A 21066-nucleotide genomic window follows, 5' to 3' on the forward strand; every position below is an offset into this window, starting at 1 on the left:
CAGCATGTTCCGTCGGAGGTCGCGTACTCCGCGCGTATCGCAGGTGAACCGGACCGGTCGCTCCACGCACGGATCAACCGTCCTGAGGCGCACCCTGGCCGGGGTGAGCGCCGCCGCCGTCATCGGCACCGGCATCGTCGTGGTCGGGACCGGCGCGGCCGGGGCCGCCACCACCAACCTGGTGGCCAACCCCGGCTTCGAGAGCGGACTCTCCGGCTGGAGCTGCACCGGCGGCTCGGGCTCGGCCGTCAGCAGCCCGGTCCACTCCGGCTCGTCGGCGCTCAAGGCCACACCCGCCGGCCAGGACGACGCCCAGTGCACCCAGACCATCAGCGTGCAGCCCAACTCCCAGTACACGCTGAGCGCCTACGTCCAGGGCAGCTACGTCTACCTGGGCGCCACCGGCACCGGCGGCAGCAGCGACCCGTCCACCTGGACGCCGGGCAATACGTCGTACGGCCAGCTCAGCGTGGCCTTCACCACCGGGGCGAGCACCACCTCGGTGACCGTCTACCTGCACGGCTGGTACGGCCAGCCCACCTACTACGCGGACGACGTGTCGCTCACCGGCCCCGGCGGCAGCAGCCCCCCGCCGACGACCGCCCCGCCGACCACCGCACCCCCGACGACGGCCCCGCCCACCACCGCGCCGCCGACCACGGCCCCGCCCACCACGGCTCCGCCCACGACCGCGCCGCCGACCACCACGCCTCCGGGCAGCACCTGTGCCACCAAGCCCAGGCCGGCGGGCAAGGTGCTGCAGGGCTACTGGGAGAACTGGGACGGCGCCCTGAACGGCGTGCACCCCGGCCTGGGCTGGATCCCGATCACGGACAGCCGGATCGCCGCGCACGGCTACAACGTCATCAACGCCGCCTTCCCGGTGATCCTCTCCGACGGCACGGTGGAGTGGCAGGACGGCATGGACACCAACGTCAAGGTCGCCACGCCCGCCGAGATGTGCCAGGCCAAGGCGGCCGGGGCGACGATCCTGATGTCCATCGGCGGCGCCGCCGCGGGCATCGACCTGAGCTCGAGCACCGTCGCCGACAAGTTCGTGGCGACCGTCGTCCCGATCCTGAAGAAGTACAACTTCGACGGCATCGACATCGACATCGAGACCGGCCTGACCGGGAGCGGCAACATCAACACGCTCTCCACCTCCCAGGCCAACCTGGAACGCATCATCGACGGCGTGCTGGCCCAGATGCCCGCGGGCTTCGGCCTGACCATGGCCCCCGAGACCGCCTACGTCACCGGCGGAAGCATCACCTACGGGTCGATCTGGGGCTCCTACCTGCCGATCATCAAGAAGTACGCCGACAACGGCCGGCTGTGGTGGCTGAACATGCAGTACTACAACGGCAGCATGTACGGCTGCTCCGGCGACTCCTACTCGGCCGGCACGGTGCAGGGCTTCACCGCCCAGACCACCTGCCTGAACAACGGCCTGACCATCCAGGGCACCACCGTCAAGGTGCCCTACGACAAGCAGGTGCCCGGCCTGCCGGCCCAGTCCGGCGCGGGCGGCGGCTACATGGCGCCGAGCCTGGTCAGCCAGTCCTGGAACGCCTTCGGCGGTGCGCTGAAGGGGCTGATGACCTGGTCGGTCAACTGGGACGGCTCCTTGGGCTGGACCTTCGGCAACAACGTCAAGTCCCTCCAGGGCCGCTGAGGATCCGCTGAGCCTGCCTCAGTTCCCGAGGCCGTCCAGGTAGTTGAGGACGGCCTCGGGACGGCCGGCCGGTGCGACGAGCGCCACGTGGTTGTCCGGCCGGACCAGCACCAGCGCGTCCCCGGCGGTGTCGTAGGCCGACCTGGCGTGCCCCTGGTGGTCCAGCAGCCCCACCGGGCCGCCGTCCACCGGGCCGCCGTCCACTGCGTACGCCCGCAGCAGGTCGCCGTGCTTCGCGACGGCCTCCCGCAGGGCCGCGGCTGCGCCCCGGCCGAAGCCGAGCAGGGTGAAGTGCGGTCCGGCGAACAGCTCGAACAGGCGGGTCGGAGCACCGGTCGCGGCTTCGCGGCAGGGGGCGTCCGGGGCGCGGTCGCCGGCCCGCAGCCGACCGCCGGTCCCGTCCTGCCCGCGGGAGAGCGAACTCCACCGGTACCCGAGGCCCAGCGTGGTCGTCTCCGGCGAGGCCGCGGCGTCCAGGCCGCCGCCCGGCTCCCTGATGGCTTCGAGCACCGCCCGCAGGCGTTCGGAGGTGACCTCCAGCGTCCAGGCGGCCACCGGCAGCCGCTCCTCCTGGTAGCTGTCGAGCAGGCCGGGACCGGCCCGGCCGGTGAGGACCAGCCCGAGCTTCCAGCCCAGGTTGAAGGCGTCCTGGATACCGGTGTTCATACCCAGCCCGCCGGCAATGGCGTGGACGTGCGCGGCGTCCCCGGCGAGGAAGGCCCGGCCCACCCGGTAGCGGTCGACCACACGCACATTGACCCGGTAGGTCGACAGCAGCGTGGCCCCGGCCAGCCGGAGGTCGGGACGTCGGGCGTGCCGGTCGAAGAGCCGCTGGAAGCCCTCCGGGGACGGTGCGACCGGGCGGCCCGCGTCGTCCCGTTCGGGTCCGGCCTGGAACCACCACCCGGAGCGGGTGCCGGGGATCGGGCAGAGCATCACCGCGCCGTCCGGGTCGAACCACTGGTGCCAGACGCCGCGGTCGAGGCCGTCCAGCTCGACGTCGCCGCAGACCATCACCTGCTCCTCGTGGGTCTCGCCGGCGAAGGGGACGCCCAGCAGCTTGCGCACCGCGCTGTGGCCGCCGTCGCAGCCCACCAGGTAGGACGCCTGGATCCGGCGTCCGTCGGCGATCGTGGCCAGGACCCCAGTGTCGTCCTGGGTGAGGCCGACCAGCTCGGTGCCGAGCTCGACGCCCACGCCGTAGCCGGCCAGGCGGTCCCGGAGGATCTGCTCCAGCCGCCACTGGGGGAGCAGGCAGCCCCGGTCGTAGGGGGCGTCGGGGGTCGGGGCGGAGCCCTGGTACGGGTCGGTGTCGGCGATCGGCCGGCCGTCCCGGTACTTCCGCATGACCAGGCGGTCGGTGCCGGCCGCGCGGACCTCGGCCAGGACGCCCAGGTCCGCCAGGACCTCGAGGCTGCGCGGGTTCGGCCCCTTGGCCCGTGAACTGCGGGGGTGCTCCGGGGACTTCTCGATGATCCGCACCGCGACGCCGCGGCGGGCGAGGTCGCAGGCCAGGGTCAGTCCGGTCGGCCCGGCGCCCACGATCAGCACGCTGGTCATCTGAACTCCGTTCGTTGGGCCTCCATGGAAACACAACCGGGTTAAAAAAGCAACCGAGTAACAATAAAGACCGGGTTGTGGTGCCTGCTAGGGTGATCGGCATGAACGAGGAGCAGGGGGGTCTGCGGGCGGGTCTGCGGGCGCGCAAGAAGGAGCGGACGCACCAGGCCATCTCGGAGGCGGCGATCGCGCTGTTCCTGGCCCGCGGCTACGACCGGGTCTCGGTGGCGGAGGTCGCCGCCGCCGCCGAGGTGTCCAAGCCGACGCTGTTCCGGTACTTCCCCGCCAAGGAGGACCTGGTGCTGCACCGGTTCGCCGACCACCAGGGCGAGTGGGCCCGGGTGGTGCGCGACCGCGCCCCCGGCGAGTCGCCGCTGACCGCCCTGCACGCGCACTTCGGCCGCGGGCTGCGCGAGCACGACCCGGTGACCGGCCTCAACGACCATCCCGCGGTGCTGGCCTTCCTCGGCCTGGTGTACTCCACCCCGGCGCTGCAGGGTCGGCTGGCCCGGTTCCGGGCGGAGGACCAGGACGCCCTGGCCGGAGCCCTGCGCGAGGCCGCCGCCGCAGAGCCGGACGACCTGGCCCCGCGGCTGGCCGCCGCGCAGCTCGTCGCGGTGCACCAGGTCCTCGCGGACGAGAACTGGCGGAAGATCAGCGCTGGCCGCAGCGCGGACGAGGTCCAACCCGAGGCCGTCGAGGACGCCGACCGCGCCTTCGGCCTGCTGGCGGCGGGGCTGGCCGGCCGCTTCGGCTGACGCGGGGTCAGGCCCGTGCGTCGTGGTCAGGCCAGTGCGTCGCGGAGTGCGTCGGCGACCGCCTGGAGGCAGCAGGTGAAGTCCTTGCCGCCGTGCGCGTCGATCCACTGGTCGAAGGCGTTCTGGAAGACGACCGTGCCGAGCTGGGCCACCAACTGTGCCCGGCCGGGTTCGACCCCGCGCTGTTCGAGGGCCTCGCGGACGGCCGGACCGCGAAGTCCGCCGGCGCCCCGTCCGGTGAACTCCTCGCCGCCCAGCGGGCCAGCGGGGCACCGGAGGTCACCGTCACCACCGGCCTGGCCCCGACCTCTCCCGTGGTGCGGGCCGTGCTGCCGCTGCTCGCCGTGCTGCTGGGTGTACCTGGCCTGCGGAGGCTGGCGGTGCGTCAACTGGCCAAGGCCCCGCTCAGGGCGGCGCCCCGGCCGCGCGCCCACTCCTGGGGGCACGCCGTCGTCAGCTGGCCCGACGGCACCGTCCGCGAGGGGTGGCTGCGCGCGGACGACGGCATGGACTACACCGCCGACGTCGCCGCCGAGACCGCCGTGCAACTCGCCCGGGGCGAGGGTCGGCCCGGTGCCCATACGCCGTCGGCCGCCCTCGGCCCCGAACTCGCCACCGCCGCAGGCGGCGCCTTCCTGTTCGACCTCGACGGACGCTGAGTCAGACATGTTGTAGGAAGCCACAAAGTGCTCAACAATCTGTTGACGGTGCGCTGGTGCGGATCTACGTTTCCTGCAAGCGAAAAGAAGTTTTCGCATAGTGGAAATAATCGCGACCATCCTGGAGGCACCAGCGTGGATTCCGCACGCCCGGACGCACCTGACGCCCTATCGGTCCACCCCGTCGACGAACTGCTGCCCGCCCCGCAGCTGGTCGCCTACGGGCTCCAGCACATCGCCGCGATGTACGCGGGGGTGGTCGCGCCCCCGCTCATCGTCGGCGCGGCGGTGGGCCTCTCGCCCGCGGAGATGACGATCCTGATCGGCGCGGCCCTGCTCACCTCGGGCCTGGCCACCCTGCTGCAGACGCTCGGCGTCTGGAAGACCGGTTCGCGGATGCCGTTCGTCAACGGCATGACCTTCGCCGCCGTGGCCCCGATGCTGTCGATCGCCAAGACGACCCAGCACGGGCACGCCCTGCCGGTGATCTACGGGTCGATTCTGATCGCCGGGGCCACCACCTTCCTGGTGGCCCCGTTCTTCGGCAAACTGGCACGCTACTTCCCACCGGTGGTCAGTGGCACGGTGATCAGCCTGATCGGCCTGTCGCTGTTCCCGGTCGCCTTCGGCTGGATCACCGGCAGCGACCCGGCCGCCAAGGACTTCGCCTCGGTCGACCGGATCGTCCTGGCGGGCGTCACCCTGGCGATCGTGCTGGTGCTGAACCGGTTCCTCGCCGGATTCCTGCAGAGCATCGCCATCCTGCTCGGCCTCGCCCTCGGCACCCTGCTGGCGATCCCCTTCGGCCTGTTCGACGCCTCGGCCCTGGACGGCACCCCTGTGTTCGCGGTGCCCTCGCCGTTCCACTTCGGCGGGCCCGAGTTCCAGGCCGGGGCTGTCATCTCGATGCTGATCGTGATGCTGGTGTCGATGACCGAGAGCACCGCGGACATGCTGGCGCTGGGCGAGGTGGTCGACATGCCGGTCACCGAGGACACCATCGCGGCCGGTCTGCGCGCCGACGGCGCGGCCACCTTCGTGGCGGCGCTGCTGAACGGCTTCGCGGTGACCGCCTTCGCGCAGAACATCGGCCTGATCGCGCTGACCCGGGTGCGCAGCCGCTTCGTGGTCGCGGTCGGCGGCGGGATCCTGATCCTGCTGGGCCTGTTCCCGATCGCGGGCGCGATCATCGCCATCGTCCCGCAGCCGGTCCTCGGCGGCGCCGGGATCGCGCTCTTCGGCACCGTCGCGGCCAGCGGCATCCGCACCCTGTCGCGGGCCCAACTCGGCGACAGCAACAACCTGCTGATCGTCGCGGTGGCGCTGGGCTTCGGACTGCTGCCGATCGCCGCCCCCGGCTTCTGGTCCCACTTCCCGCAGGTGGTGCAGACGGTGATGGGCTCCGGCATCAGCGCGGGCTGCCTGGTGGCCATCGCCCTCAACCTCTTCTTCCACCACCTCCCGCTAGGCCGCCGGCCGCTCCCGCCGGCCCCGGTCCGCCTGGCGCAGGAACTGGCGGAGCCGGTGCACTGACCATCCCACGCCGCCCCGCACGGCACGCAGCAGCCGCAGTCGTCAGAGCCGCTGTGTGCCGTGCAGGCGGAGCACCTCCGGTTGCGGAAGGCCGCGCTGCAGCCGGGCCAGGGCCGTCGACTGGCGCAGCCGCACCCGCCGCAGAGTCGCGATGAAGTCACCCTGGATCTCGGCGAGCAGCCGGTCCCAGCGCTGCTCCGCGCAGTTCAGGGCCTCGGCATGGGAGGCCCGCTGACGGGCGCTCAGCTCCTCGTAGCGGCGGCGTTCGGCCTCGCGCTCCGCCTCGCACTGCGCCACGATCCTCCGGTTCGCCGCCAGCAACCGGAGGATCTCCTCGCGCCGGGCCCGCAGTCGGCGCCGGTGCGAGAGACCCATCAGCTGTGTCAGCGCGAGGAGCAACAGGCATGTGACGCTGAGGAATGCAACCATGGCGGCCTCCCTGGGCTCAGGAGGACCATCCTGCTCCGGGCCGCCGCCGATCGCGGCGGATCTTCGCCGACTTCGTCAGCTCCGGCCGCGGTCCGAGCGGGCGGTCCGAGCAGAACGATCAAACGTGATCACTTCCGGTGCTGTCTGCATGGTCGACTTCAAAGGTGGATACGCTCCGAGCAAGCGGATCTTCACAGGGGGTTGTGAACGTTGTCGGTCGTGGACGTGGTGCGTGAGTCTGCCCGGGCGGGCCGGATCGTCTTATTCGAGGAGTCGGCGCGGGACGGGGCTCAGGCCAAGACCCTGATGAGCGCCGACTTCCGGGTGCGACTGGCCCGGGCGCAGGGTGCGGTGTTCGGGGCGGACGGTCCGCGGCACGTGGTGTTCGCGGCCGGGTTCCCGTCGGTGTGCGGGCAGGAGTTCGAGGCGACCCGTCAGGTCGCGCTGGAGGCACAGGATTCGGTGAGCCCAGCGGCGATCTGCCGGGGCACGGCGCAGGACGTTCGTCTGGCGCTGAGCGCCGTCCGCGGCGCGGCGCACGCACGGATCATGGTGATCGTCGCCGCGTCCGAAGCGACGGCTCGGGCCCTGGTGCACCGCAGCGCCGTCGAGGCGCTGGGCCAGGGCTTGGACGTGGTGAAGGAGGCCGTCAGCCTGGCGGACGGTGTCGCGGTGGACGTGTGCCTGGTGGACGCTCCCCGCGCGGACCACGGCCTGGTCGCCGAGTACGCGGGGGCCATGACGGCGCAGGGCGCGGGCACGATCGTCCTGGCGGACACGGTCGGCGACCTGCTTCCGGGGCAGACCCGGGAGCTGTTCCGCCGGGTCGCCGCAGGGGCCGGCCCGGACGCGGTCCTGGTCTCGCACCTGCACAACGACCTGGGCCTCGGTCTGGCCAACACCCTCGCCGCGTTGGAGAGCGGGGTCCGGGTCGCCGCCTGTTCCTGGCTGGGCATGGCCGAGCGCAGCGGCATGGCGGCCACCGAGCAACTGCTGTTCCTGCTCGCCCACGACCCGGACAAGGCCGCGCAGGTCCTGGGGCCCGACTGCGAGCCCTGGTGGACGGCACCGGACCTGACCCGCCTGCCGGGGATCGCCCGGATGGTCTCCGCCGAGACCGGGGTGCCGCTCACGGTGACCACCCCCATCGTGGGCACCAGAGTCGCCACCATCTCGACCGGGACCCCGTTCACCCACCCGCAGACCTTCCAACCGTACGATCCCGAACGGCAGCTGGGCCTGACCCCGACGGTGGTGCTGACCCACCTCGCCAGCCAGCGGGTGCTGCGGGCCGTCGCCGAGCGCCTGGGCCACCGACTGGACCCGGCGCAGACCCGCACGGCCCTGGGCTGGGTCAAGGACCGCGCCTACCGGCTGGGCCAGGCCGTGGTCGCCGACGCCGACTTCGCCGCCTATCTGGACGGCCTCACCGCGCCCGTCCCCGTGCCCGTCCCTGCCCCCGTCCCCGCGCCCTCGTCCTGAACGGAGCACCATGCCGGTCGGCCCTGTCCTGCTCGACACCGGCGCCGCCGCCCTGGCCCTGGCGGCCGGCCGGGCGGCGATCCTGCCGAATCCCAGCCCGCTGACCTATGTGGTCGCCGCCACCGCTGCACAGGCCGTCAATACCGCCAAGGGCAGGCCCGCCGACCAGGAGGTTGCCTTGTGGGTGCACGACGACAGCGTCTGGACCGGGCTGACACCGTCGTTCGGCCTCGCACCGAGAGCAGTGCGGACCGCCTTCGCGCTGCTGCGGGCGGAACTGGTCACGCTGCTGGTGCCGGTGCGCGGCGACGCCCGGCTGCCGGCCTGGGCCGGGCCTGCGCTGCGGGACGGTCAACTCCTGCTCTTCGGCGCCCGTTGGCTGCCCCTGCTGCCCCTGCTGGCGGACTTTCCGCAGCTCTACGTCAGCAGCGCCAACCGCACCGGACACGCCCCGGCAGCCACCGCCGCCGAGGCGCTGACCATGTTCGGATCCGAGGTCCCGGTCACCGCGGCCGAGGGGCTGCGCCGTCCCGACGCCGTCCACGCCGCCACCACCATGCTGCGCATCGCCCATGACGGGGAGTTGGCCCACATCCGCGGCGGCGCCCAGGACCGGGCCCACGGCGCCGACCCGGCCGACTACCTGGCCCACCTCCGCGCCACCTACCCCTGACGCAGACCTCAGGGCAGCAGACCGCCGTCGACGGCCAGGACGTGGCCGGTGATGAATGACGCCTCGTCACCGACCAGGAAGGCCACGGCTCCCGCGACGTCCTCGGGTGTCCCCAGCCGGCCCAGCGGCGTGCGGGCGGCGGTCTCGTCGAGGATCGCGCGCGGATACGGCGCCAGCATCTCGGTCTCGATGGTGCCGGGGGCGACCGCGTTCACCCGGATGCCCTGAGGGCTCAGCTCCTCGGCGGCGCTGAGGGTCAGCGCCGCGATCGCGCCCTTGGCGGCGGCGTACGACGCCATGCCCGGGACCCCGTGCGCGGCGACCAGGGAGGTGAGCAGGACGATGGCGCCCCGGCGACGGGGAATCATGATCCTGGCCGCGCCCTGGAGTACGGCGAAGGTCCCCAGGACGTTGACCTCGACGACCGAGCGCACGTCCTGGGCCGGGATCGAGCCCAGCAGGCCGACCCCCATGATGCCGGCGTTGGCGACCAGGATGTCCAGGTCGGGATGCTCCTCGGCAACCCGCTCCATCAGCGCGTCCGCCGAACCGGTGTCCGTCATGTCCAGGCCCAGGCCTGAGGCCGGAGTGCCGTACCGCGCCTCCAGGTCGCGGGCGGCCTGCTGGGCCTGCTGTTCGTCCCGTCCGGTCAGCAGTACGGTCGCGCCCGCACGGGCCAGGCGGTGGGCGGTGGCCCGGCCGATCCCCCGGGTACCGCCGGTGACCAGGGCCGTGCGTCCCTCCAACTCCCGCGACGTCATCCTGGGCCTGCCTTTCCTGGGTCCGGGGCGCTGTTGCGGTCGACCCAGGAAAGCACGAAGCCCGAGAGCGGCCAAGAGGGCCTCGCGACCGAACTCCTGTGCGCTGCTGAGTCCTTCGGGCCGTACCAGTCGAGACAGAGCACAAGCGAGTCGTCCTCGGCCTCAGCCTCGACCCCGTGGTGCCTCGCGAGGTGCTGATCGCCCGTGCCGGCGCGCGTTCTGAACAAGGGTCTGGGGGCCCTCGTCGATGCCGTCGATTCCGGCGCCCGGTCATGCAGCGGGCAGGGCAGCACGGGTACGGCTTACGATCGGGGAGCGATAGTTCAGCGGCTTGCGGCCCTGACATGAGGGGGAATTTGTTGGGTGCGGGTCAGGCCACAGGTCGCGCGGTCAATACCGGCTGGAAAAAGTGTGCCTCCTCGACACCGTGCCATGTGACGTTGCCGAACCCGCACTCTCGCACAAGCTCCGTCAGCTCCTCCAGCGCCCAGGCCCGCGATGTCGCCCGCCGGACCCGGACCTGCCAGGTATCGCCATCCGGCAGCAGTTGCACGTGATCGAAGTCGTAGACGCCGTCGTCGTGCCAGTGCCAGAGCTGAAACGTGACCACCTGCCCGGCGTCGCTATTTGTCACCTGCGGAACCGTAGACTGCCGCTGACTTTGTCGGGCGTCGCCGTAGTCCCTCGCCGAGAGCACCAGCAGCCCGCTGTCTCGCACGACGCGCCGCATATCGCCCACCGCGCGGCGGACATCGTCCGCGGTCAGCAGGTGCGCCAGTGAGTTGTCCGCACTCAGCACGACGTCGAACGAGGCGTCGGCGAACGGCAGCGAGCGCATGTCCGCCGCCAAGGTCGCTGCTGCCAAACCACGCTGCTGCGCTTCGGCTGCCGCTCGAACCGCGGCAGCCGGACTCAGATCGCTGCCCACGATGCGGTGACCGTGCTCGGCCAGGCCGATCGCCTGCGTCCCGATCCCGCATGAGCAGTCCAGGACCTCCAGCGGCGCGGCACCGTCCAGATACCGACTGACCAACGCGTGCAGGGCATTCCCCTGCCGCGATACCGACAGCGACCAGTCCGCGTAGGTCAGGTGGTAGTCCTCGGCAAGCTGATCGTAGAAATCCTGGGCAGAGTGGGGGGCCATGGCGGAACGCTACAACTGACAGTCTGCCGCCGTAACGTGAATATGGCTGCGCGGGTTGGATCTGTGTGACGAAATCGTGGGCCCGCGCGGCCTTCGCCCATCCTGCCCTGTCCGGTATCAGCCGGGAGCATCTTGGCGAGCTTGTGGCTGAACTGGCCCCGAAGTGGGAGGCGCAGCAGGAGTCGGCTCTGACCCAGCGACGTGGTGGCGATCGGCGGCGCGCCGAAGGAGCTGGCCCGAAACACCAGTTGGTGTTCCTGGATCGGGTGCTTGTGACGCTGGGGAAGCTACGGCCATGACCTGCCGAACGCCGCGCTGGCCGAGCTGTTCGGGGTGGACCGCTCCACGATCTCCGGGGCAGTCCGGCAGATCAGGTCGCTGCTGGCCGCACGTGGATTCGCGGTGCCCGACCGGCCCGGGATCAGACTGTGCACACTGGAAGACGTGTTCGCCTACGCCGCAGCCGAGGGTGTGAAGCTGAGGATCGACGGCACCGATGTGCAGGTCCGCCGCCCTGCGGCTGGGCGGCTGGGCCGCAAGGCGTTCGTGTCCGGCAAGCGGAGGCAGAACACCATCAAAACCACGACGTTCACCGACGGCCAGGGCCGCACCCTGTTCTCCGGTGTGGCTCGGCCGGGCAGGATGCACGATCAGACCGCGGTGCGTGCCGAGGGCATCGCTGAGTGCTTCCGGCAATTCCCAGACGTCCAGGCCGAGGTAGACGAGGGCTACAGGGGACTGGCGAACGAATTTCCCGGCCAGGTCAGCGCACCGCCCAAGGCGATGACCAAGCAGGTGCGGGAGACTGCGCCGCTGGGCGAGCAGTACGCCTGGCGGGAAGCCCGGCGCCGGCAGTCCTCGGTGCGGATCTGCGTGGAACACGCCAATGCCGAGTACAAGCAGTGGCGTCCGATGCAGCGCTATACCGGCAGCCGCGAGGGCTTTGCCGGGACCCAGGCCGCGATCGCCGGTCTGGTCTCCGACCGCTCGGCGCGCCGGGCCACCCACCGAGAAACCAGCGCCGAACTGGTGCTGGCCCGCCCAACGGCCTGCTGATCATGTCAGAGCCGAAACGCTGGACCGCTATGCCCCGATCTCAATCGCTCCCCGAGACGTTAGGCAGTCCGGTCGCACGTCCTCCGCCTTTCCCTGCTCCGAAGCCCTGGTGGGCACGTGTGTCAGCGCGCACGTTCCTGCACGCTCGGGAATGTTGTCAAACGACACATGTTTCCTCTGGGGTTACGGCGTGCGCCACCCCTTCGAACCCGGTATTCCTGCGGTTTGCCGCTTCCGGCCCGCCCGTCTCCGGGGCAGCTGTGAACGAGTTCGACATCGGCTCCATCGCTGACCTGCTGTCCCGCCGCCGGTGGATCCCTGACCTGCAGGAAGTATTCCTCGGCAGGGCCCTGCTCCACCGCTGCGAGCGGATCGAGGGCCAATCCCCTCCGCCCGCTGGGCCGAGCAGTCTCACACCACTGCGGCTGAAGCAGCACTGCAGCTCACCCGTAGGGCGGTCCAGCGCTGGGAGGACCGCCAGCTCGGCGCTGCCGAACTGCGGAGCGTGAACCGGGCGCAGGAGCGGGCCGAGCAGGTCGGCCTGGTCCTCAGCGCAGCCGTGTCGGGCCGTCCTTGACCGCCCGAGTCCGCCGGGGATCGGTCGTGGGCCGTCAGCTCGGCTTGTCCGAGGCCGTTCCTGACGCGGTGGCGGCTTCCTCGTGGTTCAGGGCGTCGAGGAGCCGTGGAGACCGTGCGCCGACGAGTTCCCAGGCCCGGCTGATGCCCATGACGCACAGGATGACGACCAGGACCGCCTGCGTCTTCACATGCCCGAAGTCGGCCGATGTCCCGTGCATCCGCAGGGCGCTGACGAGTTGGACGCAGTAGATGACCAGGAGCCCGCCGAGGAGCGCGGCCCAGCGCAGCAGGGCCGTGGGGCGCTCCTTCGCCATGCCCTCGCGCAGCCCGCTCACGACCAGGGCCGAGGTCGAGAGGATTCCGACGACGGCCATGATGACGGCCCCTGTGCCCAGACTGTCACCGGGGATCAGCGCCACCATCGACACGACCAGGGCGTTCAGGAAGGCCGTCATCGCGGCGGCGGCCCGGAAGCCCAGCTTCTGGCTTCCCGCACGACCCGGGATCGCCGAGGGCGACAGCGAGATCGCGACGAACAGCAGACCGATCAGCGCTCCGACCGCACCGGTCACAGCCAGGAAGAAGTCGTGGAACTGATCACTCACCATGTGCGGAGCCTAGCCGACTCCTCCGGACGGCCTGCCCAGGGCCATGGCCTGATTCGACCGGCGTACGGACTCCTCGGACGGGTAGGCGAGGCCCGCGTCGCGGGGCGGCGCCGGCGCGCTGCTTCTGAGGGAGAGTCAGCGGATGAGGTTCGACGACGATGCTGCCCTGGACAGCTCCGAGGTGCAGGACAACCGGGGCGGGGCGCTGGGTGGGATTCCCGGTGGTGGCAAAACAGTGGGTGGCGGAGCGGTCGGCGTACTGGTACTGATCGCCTCGGTGCTGTTCGGGTTCGACCCGGGCCTGCTCGGTACGGGTGGCACCGGCACCGGGGCGAGCACCGGCACGGGTTCCGGTGGGTCCAGTGCCAGTGCCAGTGACCTGGCCGCGGAATGCCGGATCGGCGCGGATGCCAACAGCAAGGAGGACTGCCGGATCGTGGCCGTGGTCGACAGCGTCCAGGCGTTCTGGAAGCAGACCGAGACGGCGGCCGGGAAGTCCTACACCCAGGCACCGACCTGGCTGTTCACCGGCAGCGTGAGTACCGGCTGCGGAGACGCGACCTCGGAGGTCGGGCCCTTCTACTGCTCCGCCGACGACAAGGTCTACCTGGACCTCGGCTTCTTCGACGAGCTCAGCAGCAAGTTCGGCGCCAAGGGCGGCCCCTTCGCCGAGGCGTACGTCGTCGCGCACGAGTACGGGCACCACATCCAGGATCTCAGCGGCACCATCTCGCGGGGCACCGGCCAGGGGGAGAACAGCGGCTCGGTGAAGCTGGAGCTCCAGGCCGACTGCTACGCCGGGGTGTGGGCCCACCATGCCACCACCACGCCGGATCCCGGCAGCGGGAAGCCGCTGATCACCGAACTGACGCAGGCCGACATCAACCTGGGCCTGGACGCGGCCGCCGCCGTCGGCGACGACCGTATCCAGCAGAAGTACCAGGGCAAGGTCACCCCGGACACCTGGACCCACGGTTCGGCGGCAGAGCGCCGGCAGTGGTTCTCCACCGGTTACAAGTCCGGTGCCGTCGCCGACTGCGACACCTTCGCCTGAGGCTCGTCAGGACCGGTCAGGGCTCGACGGGGCCGCAGTTGTCGGTGAAGAAGATGTTCGCCTGACCCGCGTCGTTGGCGAGTTGGAACTGGTTGTGGGCCGTTCCCTGGCAGGTGTAGACGTAGGTCCCGGCCGTGGTCAGGGTGGCCGGGATCGCGGTGGACCAGCTGCCGGGGAAGGTCCAGCCGTCGCTGATCGGCACGTGCACCCACAGCAGCACATAGCTGTCCTTGCCGGGGCACAGCGGCTGCTGGGTGATGGTGATGTTGGTGCTGCTGACGGAGGTGGCGGCGACCGTTCCGCAGCCGGGCGTACCGGCGCTGGCGGTGCCGGGGGCGATGAGGCAGGCGCCTGCCGCCACTGCCGCCGCAGTGAGAATTCTGAGTTTCATGTGCGTGGTTCCCCTCGTGGTGCGTTCGGTTGCCGGAGGGACGAGAGCAGGGCAGACAGTATCGATGCCAGCAATTCAGAGCAATACATGTATCAGAACCCGAAAATAGTGGTTCATATGGCGCAAGAAATCATGCACACTTCAAATAAATGGGTCTAGACCTAATGGACTAGACCTGAATGGTCCAGACCCTTGACGCGTGCAGTTCATGCTGCAAACGTACAACTGAGCCCTCAGCGGGGTGTCCTGAGAAGCGCTGTCTCGTCGCGTTCCCCCACCGCACCGAGCCCGCGCGTCAGCAAGGTACGACGTCGAAGCGGCGTTCACCGCTGCTCTCGTGGTCCCCTTCCCTGGCACCCTCCGGGCGTCCGCCGGGGATCGTTCGCCCATCCGCGATCGAAGGGATCGATCCACCATGCAGACCAAGTCCACCAGGCGCGGGTTAGGCGCGGGCCTCGCCACCGTCCTGCTGCTCGCCGGAGTCGCGGCGTTCGCCGGCGGGAACTCCGCCGTCGCCGACGCGAACACGACCACCGCGGTCAGCGCCGGGCCCGCCACCTTCACCCAGGCCGTCCCCGCCGGGCAGCCCTCGCAGTACAACCTCCCGCTGGAGCGGTGCGCCAACGGCGTCAACTACCCCATCAGCGGTGCGAATCCGGTTCTCAGTGAGCCGGTCACCACCCAGTTCGCCAGCAACGTGGGGCTGTCGGAGCACGTGACCTTCAGCGGCAACCAGTACTACGGCACCTGGCAGATCGTCTTCACCAACACCTCGAGCGAGGTGCTCTCCACGGACTGCGCACTGCTGGTGTTCCGTGCCCCGTCCGGCTCGGACAACCACGGCTACACCAGCACGCAGCAGTACGGCCACCCCCAGGAGGACTACCTGGAGGTGCCGCGCGGGGACGGGACGTCCTTCTACATCGTCAGGCTCGACTTCCACGACGTACCGCTGAACCAGCGTCAGGTCGCGTCGGGGCAGTCCTTCACCTACTTCCTCGCGGGTGCTCCGAACTCCGCGATCACGCTCGCGCAGATCCGTGACTCGCTGAAGTTCACCGCCGACCTCGACCTGAAGTCGAACCAGTCGCTGGTGCAGCACTACGGCACCAACCGGCTCAGCAACTAGCCGGTCACGCGCCGGGGCGGGTGTCGACCTGACGCCCGCCCCTTCGACCATCACCGGAACCATCCAAGCCATGGAGTGGACGTGCGCCGCGAACCGTACCGGCGGGCCTGCGCCAGGATGACCGCGCCGGCGCTCGGCGCCGTGGTCACAGCGGTCGCTGTGGTCGCTGCGGTCGGCGGGTGCTCGAGCTCCCCCCGGCACAGCGGCCCCACCGCACCGCCCCTGCCCCAGACGATGCAGGCCGACTCGGTCGCCTCGGAGGAGTTCGGGCTGCTGGCCGGCGGCGGTTGGGCCCAGGCCTGGGACCTGTGGACCGCCGGCGCCCGCCAGGTCATCACCCAGGCCGACTTCGTCCGCCTCAACACCGAGTGCCGGCCGTTGCTCGGCGTCCCCTATGTGATCGACACGAGCACCAAGGTCGACCCGACCACGGTACGGGTCGACTGGCACCGCGCCGCCGCCACCGGCAGCAACACCCTGGTCTACCAGGACGGAACCTGGCAGTTCGTGCCCGATCCCGGCTCGTTGACGGACTACCGGCTCGGCGTCGACAAGCTGGTCGGACAACGGCGGGCGGCCGGCTCATGCCACTGACCGCGACGACCGCACCGCTGCGGCGGCTCGCCGCCGTCATCGTCCTGGCGTTCGCCCTCGCGCTCGGTGGGCAACTCGCCCTGGCCGGTCCGGCGGCGGCGCACGCGGACCTGGTCTCCTCCTCGCCCTCGGACGGGGCCGTCCTGGCCAGTGAGCCCGCGCGGGTGACGCTGCTCTTCTCGGAGGAGGTGACCCTGAGGCTCAGCTCCGTCAAGGTGGTCGGCCCCGACGGGCGCCGGGTCGACAGCGGGACTCCCCAGGCTGCGGGATCCGGCGAGGACGGCCTCACCGTCGGCCTCACCGCCGACCAGCAGCAGGGCACCTTCGTCCTCGACTGGCTGGCCACCGCGGCCGACGACGGACACGCCACCTCCGGCACGCTCACCTTCTCGGTGGGTGCGCCCAGCCGGGCCGCGGCGGCCACTGGGTTCGCCGCCCCCGACCGGGTCACCGACGCGGTCCTCGACCTGGCGATCTGGGCGGGCCTCGCCGGGCTGGCCCTGCTGGTCGGCTGCGCGGCGATCCGCCTGCACTGCCTGCCGGCGGTCACCGACGCGGGTACTGACGCGGGTACTGACGCGGGTGCTGACGCACCGTTTGCGGCCGACCTCCGCTGGCCGGCCACCCTCGGCTGGGCAGCGCTGCTCGCCGGGACCCTGGTGCAGCTCTTCAGCTACGGGCCGTCCACCCAACGGGAGTCGCTCGCCCACATCATGGACAGATCACTGCTGTCCGCGACGCTCTCCACCCACGAGGGGCACACGCTGGTGGCCCGGATCATCCTGCTGGCCCTGATCGCGGCGGTGGGCGAGATCGTGCTGCGACGTGCCGCGGGGGTGGTGAGCGTGGTCGCGGCAGCGGTCCTGACGCTGGCTCTGGCCGCGACCTGGAGCGAGATCAGCCACGCGTCGAGCGGCAGCCTGGTGCCGCTGGCCCTCGCGGTGACGACCCTTCACGTCACGGCGATGGCGGTGTGGGCCGGCGGCCTGTTCACCATCGCGGTCCTGCTCACCCGCGCCACCCGGGCCGAACGCGCCGCACCCGCCACCCGCGGCACAGGCGCGGACGTGGGCCCGGACCTCGGGAGCACCACCGCGCGGTTCTCCCGTCTCGCGCTGGGCTCGGTCGCGGTCCTCGCCGCCACCGGCCTCTACCAGGCATTCCGGGAGGTCGGCAGCTTCGCCGCCCTGACCGGCACGCCCTACGGCCGACTGCTGCTGGTCAAGGCAGCGGTATTCCTGCTGGTGATCGTGGTCGCGGCCTGGTCGCGCACCCTGGTGTCCCGAGCGCGGGAGCGGAGCAGCGTGGCACTTCGGCGCTCCATCCTGTTCGAACTCGCCGGGGTCACCGCCGTGCTGGTCGTCACCGTCCTGCTGATCGGCAACGCCCCCGCCCGCGACGCCCGGAAAGCCCAGGTGACGGGGACGGGCACCGGCACGGTGGCGGCCCAGGGCCGGTGACCCGGCGCCGGTGACCCGGGGCGGCCTCCGGATCACACCGTGCTGGGTTCCCCCTCGTCAACGGGGCGCGTACGCGAGGCCACGATCGGTTCGAGCAGGCGTCGTGGGGTGTTGATCGCCCGGGACAGGGGATCGTCGTCGGAGGCGGCCGGATCGAAGCCGGGGCCGGTCTCGATCCGGATCTGCGGGACCGGGACCACCGAGCCGCAGTCCTGGCACCGGCCCTCGCGGTCGAGCAGGCCCCCGTCCTGGTCGTGGCGCAGGGCGCGCTTGACCCCGGCGGGCGAGTAGAACGCATCGCCCCAGTTCATCAGAGCGTGCACGACCGGCCACAGCGCGAGGCCCTTGTCGGTCAGGCGGTATTCGACGCCGGTGGCCGCGTCCTCTTCGCGGATGAGCACGCCTTCCCGCACGAGGGATTTCAACCGGTTGGCCAGGACGGCGCGCGGGATCTTGAGCTGGGCGGCGAAGTCGCCGAAGCGGCGCACGCCGTAGAACGCGTCACGGATGATCATGAGCGTCCATCGCTCTCCGATGATCTCCAGGGTGCGCGCCAGCGAGCAGTTGTCGTCCGCGTAGGTGCTGGGGAGTGTCATGCCTCCGATTCTACTCGCCCAGTTCACTCACTGAACCTGCACGTGCTACGGTCTTCACCTGGGTAGTTCGGTGACTGAACTACCGCTCATGTCAGATGGAGGCCCCTCGTGTACCAGTTCCTTGTTTCTTTCACCGTTCAGCCGGAGCACCGCGACGACTTTGTGCGGGCCGCGCAGAAGACCGCGCGGGACTCCCTCGCGAACGAGCCCGGATCCCAGCGGTTCGAGGTCCTCGCTGACGAGGAGAACCCGGACCTCTTCTACCTGAACGAGGTCTACGCGGACGTCGACGCGTTCACCGCCCACGCCGGCGGACCGTACTTCGCTGCGTTCTTCGCCGAAGCCAGTGCCTACGCCCAGGGCCCCACGTGGCTGATGAAGGGGAACCTGGTCGGCGACCAGGAAGCTGCCTGAGCCGCGTCCGTGCACGAGGCTACAACGCCGGATGCCCCGCCGCCCGGTGTCGGGTGGCGGGGCATCCGTGCAGGGCGGCGGGGGCTGCCGAGCTGTGTGGCGCTGAAGGCTAGCGTTCGCCCGCGGAACTGGTCCGGGCGTCGTCCGCCTGCGGCGTGGCGCCGGCCACGTCTGTGTCCATCTCCACGACGGCGTCCGTCGCCAGGGCGGCCGTGGCTGCTTCGGTCTGGGCGCGGGCCTGGTTGCCCGAGAGCGTGCGCAGCGGGACCTCCTTGAGGAAGGCCGAGAGTACGACCGCGGCCAGCAGCAGCACGGCGACGATCGCGAACACCACGTCCCCGGCGGAGGAGAAGCCGACGAAGAACGGGTGGCTGAGCGGCTTGGCCAGCCCGTTCAGGAACGAGGTGTCGTCCAGTCCGCCGCTCAGATGCTGGTGCAGCGAGGCGAGTTGGTCCGGGTGGGCCTTGGCCGCCGCGAGGAAGGACGGGTCACTGGCCGCCTTGCTGTACTCGCTGCTGATCTTGGTTCCGGCCGAGGAGAACAGGACGGACAGGAAGATCGCGGTGCCCAGGGTGCCGCCGATGGAGCGGAAGAACGTCGACGAGGCGGAGGCCACCCCCATGTCCTTCGCTGGCACGGCGTTCTGCATGGCGAGCACCAGGCTCTGCATGTTCAGCCCGAGGCCGATGCCGAAGACCGCCATGTAGATGTCGGTCTGCCAGAGGGCGGTGTCGGCCCCGATCGTGATCATCAGGCCCATGCCGATGACCATGAGGACCGACCCGATCACCGGGAAGATCTTGTAGCGGCCGGCGCGGGCGATCAGCTGACCCGAGCCGAGCGAGGACAGCATCAGCCCGGCGACCAGCGGAAGCAGCAGCAGCCCCGACTTCGTCGGCGAGGCGCCCTTGACGATCTGCAGGTACAGCGGGAGCACCGACATACCGCCGAACATGGCCATGCCGATGATGGTGACCTGCGCCGACGCGACCGAGAAGGTGCTGCTGCGGAACAGCCGCAGCGGCAGCAGCGCGTCGTCCCCCATCCGCTGCTGGACCCAGACGAACAGGACCAGGCCGGCCGCGCCGATCAGGTAGCAGGCGAAGGAGGCGACCGAGGCCCAGCCCCAGCCCTGGCCCTGCTCGGCGACGACCAGCAGCGGCACCAGGCCGACGGCGAGCAGCACCGAGCCCCACCAGTCGATGCGCCGCTCGCGGCGGACGTGGTCGAGGTGCAGCACCTTGGCGATGACGATCAGGGCGAAGGCGGCGATCGGGACGTTGATGTAGAAGATCCAGCGCCAGCCGGCGGCGCCCAGGAAGCTGTCGGTGCCGGAGAGCAGGCCGCCCAGCACCGGTCCGAGGACGGAGGCGCTGGCGAAGACGGCCATCATGTAGCCCTGGTAGCGAGCACGTTCGCGGGGCGGGATGATGTCGCCGATCACGGCCAGGGCGAGTGGCATGATGCCGCCGGCGCCTATGCCCTGGAAGGCGCGGAACCCGGCCAGTTCGTACATCGACTGGGCCAGGCCGCACAGGGCCGACCCGATCACGAAGATCACGATGGCGAGCATGAACAGCCGCTTGCGGCCGTAGATGTCCGACAGCTTGCCGAACAGCGGTGCGGCGATCGTCGAGGTGATCAGGAACGCGGTGGTCACCCACGCCTGCGCGGACAGGTCGTTGAGGTCGTTGCCGATCGTCTTGATCGCCGTCGAGACGATCGTCTGGTCCAGCGCCGCCAGGAACATGCCCAGGACGAGTCCGGACAGGATCGTCAGGATCTGGCGGTGGGTCAGCGCGCCGTCCGACGGTGAATCCGCCGGATGGGTTGCAGTGGAACTCATGTGGTGCTGCCTTCTTCCGGGTCGCCGGTGCGGGCGGAGTGCCGCGTCGCGTCGGTCATCCAATGGGTGTGGGTCGTGTCGTAGGCCGCGGTGAACCGCTCCAACAGGTGGGCGAACTGGCCCAGTTCGTCGGGCGTCCAGCCGCTGAGCACCTCCTCGAAGAAAGCTGCCCTGGCGTGCTCGTGCGCGGCGATCATGGCCTGGCCGGCATCCGTGACCACCAGCAGGCTGGCCCGGCCGTCCACCGGGTCGGCCCGGCGCTCCACCAGCCCGCGGGTCACCAGCGCGGCCACCTGGCGGCTGACCGTCGACAGGTCGGACTGCAGGCTGCCGGCCAGCGCGCTCGCCCGCATCGGGCCCTCGGCCGCCATGGTGCGCAGCAGCATCTGGGTCGCCGAGTCGACGTCGTCGCTCGCCGCGGCCAGCAGCCGGGCCTTGGACCGCCGCACCGTCCGCAGCAGGTCGAGTACCGAGTCCGCGACCTCGGCCACCGAGGCCGCCGGGGCGACTGTGACCGCCGGGGCCGCCGGGGCCACTGGGGTCCGGCTCGCCATGTGCCCACCTCCGCTCCTATGAGTACTTGTATACCGCAAGTACTTGGGAGGTACAAGTATCTCCCTGGGGGCAGGGGGTCTCTCGGACCTGACACTGTCGTGGGGGAGCAG

General features: G+C 70.7%; 20 protein-coding genes and 1 pseudogene. 12 read left to right on the plus strand and 9 right to left on the minus strand.

The window, feature by feature from the left end; translation table 11 throughout:
• Window positions 1-4: 4 nt before the first annotated feature.
• Window positions 5-1675, plus strand: coding sequence for a carbohydrate binding domain-containing protein (locus ACEZDG_RS37890; RefSeq protein ID WP_415860282.1), 1671 nt, complete (start codon window positions 5-7; stop codon window positions 1673-1675).
• 18 nt (window positions 1676-1693) lie between these two features.
• Here the strand turns inward: ACEZDG_RS37890 and ACEZDG_RS21145 are convergent, their stop codons facing one another.
• A complete protein-coding gene (locus tag ACEZDG_RS21145) occupies window positions 1694-3235 on the minus strand; it encodes an FAD-dependent monooxygenase (RefSeq protein ID WP_380511919.1) in 1542 nt (513 codons plus the stop codon).
• A 101-nt stretch (window positions 3236-3336) separates the two neighbouring features.
• On the opposite strand from ACEZDG_RS21145, the gene ACEZDG_RS21150 reads away from it, so the two are divergent.
• The 3 genes from ACEZDG_RS21150 (at window position 3337) to ACEZDG_RS21160 (ending at window position 6185) form a co-directional block, all read left to right on the plus strand.
• Complete coding sequence (locus ACEZDG_RS21150; protein WP_380511921.1) at window positions 3337-3993, plus strand: TetR/AcrR family transcriptional regulator; 657 nt, start codon at window positions 3337-3339, stop codon at window positions 3991-3993.
• Window positions 3994-4085: 92 nt separating this feature from the next.
• On the plus strand, window positions 4086-4652 hold the full coding sequence (locus ACEZDG_RS21155; protein WP_380511923.1) for a hypothetical protein: 567 nt from the start codon (window positions 4086-4088) through the stop codon (window positions 4650-4652).
• A 135-nt stretch (window positions 4653-4787) separates the two neighbouring features.
• Window positions 4788-6185: a nucleobase:cation symporter-2 family protein gene (locus ACEZDG_RS21160; protein WP_380511924.1), complete on the plus strand. Its 1398-nt coding sequence runs from the start codon at window positions 4788-4790 to the stop codon at window positions 6183-6185.
• Between the two features lie 42 nt (window positions 6186-6227).
• On the opposite strand, the gene ACEZDG_RS21165 is transcribed toward ACEZDG_RS21160, so the two are convergent.
• A complete protein-coding gene (locus tag ACEZDG_RS21165) occupies window positions 6228-6614 on the minus strand; it encodes a hypothetical protein (RefSeq protein WP_380511926.1) in 387 nt (128 codons plus the stop codon).
• 219 nt (window positions 6615-6833) lie between these two features.
• Between ACEZDG_RS21165 and ACEZDG_RS21170 the strand changes: the two genes are divergently transcribed.
• Together ACEZDG_RS21170 and ACEZDG_RS21175 are read left to right on the plus strand one after the other, a co-directional pair.
• Window positions 6834-8096, plus strand: coding sequence for a 2-isopropylmalate synthase (locus ACEZDG_RS21170; protein WP_380511927.1), 1263 nt, complete (start codon window positions 6834-6836; stop codon window positions 8094-8096).
• A 10-nt stretch (window positions 8097-8106) separates the two neighbouring features.
• Window positions 8107-8769 (plus strand): hypothetical protein, encoded by a 663-nt coding sequence (locus ACEZDG_RS21175; RefSeq protein WP_380511929.1) that lies wholly within the window; start codon window positions 8107-8109, stop codon window positions 8767-8769.
• 8 nt (window positions 8770-8777) lie between these two features.
• Here ACEZDG_RS21175 and ACEZDG_RS21180 read toward each other — a convergent pair whose 3' ends face one another.
• Window positions 8778-9530 (minus strand): SDR family NAD(P)-dependent oxidoreductase, encoded by a 753-nt coding sequence (locus tag ACEZDG_RS21180; RefSeq protein WP_380511931.1) that lies wholly within the window; start codon window positions 9528-9530, stop codon window positions 8778-8780.
• 370 nt (window positions 9531-9900) lie between these two features.
• On the minus strand, window positions 9901-10674 hold the full coding sequence (locus ACEZDG_RS21185; RefSeq protein WP_380511933.1) for a class I SAM-dependent methyltransferase: 774 nt from the start codon (window positions 10672-10674) through the stop codon (window positions 9901-9903).
• A 65-nt stretch (window positions 10675-10739) separates the two neighbouring features.
• Between ACEZDG_RS21185 and ACEZDG_RS21190 the strand changes: the two are divergent.
• Window positions 10740-11730 (plus strand): annotated as a pseudogene (locus ACEZDG_RS21190) (transposase family protein).
• A 611-nt stretch (window positions 11731-12341) separates the two neighbouring features.
• Here ACEZDG_RS21190 and ACEZDG_RS21195 read toward each other — a convergent pair.
• The gene (locus ACEZDG_RS21195; protein WP_380511935.1) at window positions 12342-12917 is read right to left on the minus strand and encodes a hypothetical protein; all 576 of its coding nucleotides are present in this window, start codon (window positions 12915-12917) and stop codon (window positions 12342-12344) included.
• Window positions 12918-13059: 142 nt separating this feature from the next.
• Between ACEZDG_RS21195 and ypfJ the strand changes: the two genes are divergently transcribed.
• Window positions 13060-13971 (plus strand): KPN_02809 family neutral zinc metallopeptidase, encoded by a 912-nt coding sequence (gene ypfJ / locus ACEZDG_RS21200; protein ID WP_380511937.1) that lies wholly within the window; start codon window positions 13060-13062, stop codon window positions 13969-13971.
• A gap of 16 nt (window positions 13972-13987) precedes the next feature.
• On the opposite strand, the gene ACEZDG_RS21205 is transcribed toward ypfJ, so the two are convergent.
• Window positions 13988-14362: a hypothetical protein gene (locus tag ACEZDG_RS21205; RefSeq protein ID WP_380511939.1), complete on the minus strand. Its 375-nt coding sequence runs from the start codon at window positions 14360-14362 to the stop codon at window positions 13988-13990.
• A 415-nt stretch (window positions 14363-14777) separates the two neighbouring features.
• Here ACEZDG_RS21205 and ACEZDG_RS21210 point away from each other — a divergent pair, with 415 nt between their 5' ends.
• From ACEZDG_RS21210 to ACEZDG_RS21220, 3 genes are all read left to right on the plus strand, one after another.
• Entirely contained in the window at window positions 14778-15491 is a 714-nt protein-coding gene (locus ACEZDG_RS21210; protein WP_380511941.1) for a hypothetical protein, read from the plus strand.
• Between the two features lie 81 nt (window positions 15492-15572).
• Window positions 15573-16085 (plus strand): hypothetical protein, encoded by a 513-nt coding sequence (locus ACEZDG_RS21215; protein ID WP_380511942.1) that lies wholly within the window; start codon window positions 15573-15575, stop codon window positions 16083-16085.
• Window positions 16076-17545, plus strand: a complete 1470-nt coding sequence (locus tag ACEZDG_RS21220) for a copper resistance CopC/CopD family protein (protein ID WP_380511944.1) — start codon at window positions 16076-16078, stop codon at window positions 17543-17545. The genes ACEZDG_RS21215 and ACEZDG_RS21220 overlap by 10 nt, the downstream gene beginning before the upstream one ends.
• A 32-nt stretch (window positions 17546-17577) precedes the next feature.
• Here ACEZDG_RS21220 and ACEZDG_RS21225 read toward each other — a convergent pair whose 3' ends face one another.
• Window positions 17578-18141, minus strand: coding sequence for a winged helix-turn-helix transcriptional regulator (locus ACEZDG_RS21225; protein WP_380511946.1), 564 nt, complete (start codon window positions 18139-18141; stop codon window positions 17578-17580).
• 108 nt (window positions 18142-18249) lie between these two features.
• Between ACEZDG_RS21225 and ACEZDG_RS21230 the strand changes: the two genes are divergently transcribed.
• Window positions 18250-18555, plus strand: coding sequence for a putative quinol monooxygenase (locus ACEZDG_RS21230; RefSeq protein WP_380511948.1), 306 nt, complete (start codon window positions 18250-18252; stop codon window positions 18553-18555).
• A 109-nt stretch (window positions 18556-18664) separates the two neighbouring features.
• On the opposite strand, the gene ACEZDG_RS21235 is transcribed toward ACEZDG_RS21230, so the two are convergent.
• Window positions 18665-20401 (minus strand): MDR family MFS transporter, encoded by a 1737-nt coding sequence (locus ACEZDG_RS21235; protein ID WP_380511950.1) that lies wholly within the window; start codon window positions 20399-20401, stop codon window positions 18665-18667.
• On the minus strand, window positions 20398-20955 hold the full coding sequence (locus ACEZDG_RS21240) for a MarR family winged helix-turn-helix transcriptional regulator (protein WP_380511952.1): 558 nt from the start codon (window positions 20953-20955) through the stop codon (window positions 20398-20400). The genes ACEZDG_RS21235 and ACEZDG_RS21240 overlap by 4 nt, the downstream gene beginning before the upstream one ends.
• Window positions 20956-21066 lie beyond the last annotated feature (111 nt).

This window comes from Streptacidiphilus alkalitolerans (assembly GCF_042511045.1).
Classification (GTDB): Bacteria; Actinomycetota; Actinomycetes; order Streptomycetales; family Streptomycetaceae; genus Streptacidiphilus; species Streptacidiphilus alkalitolerans.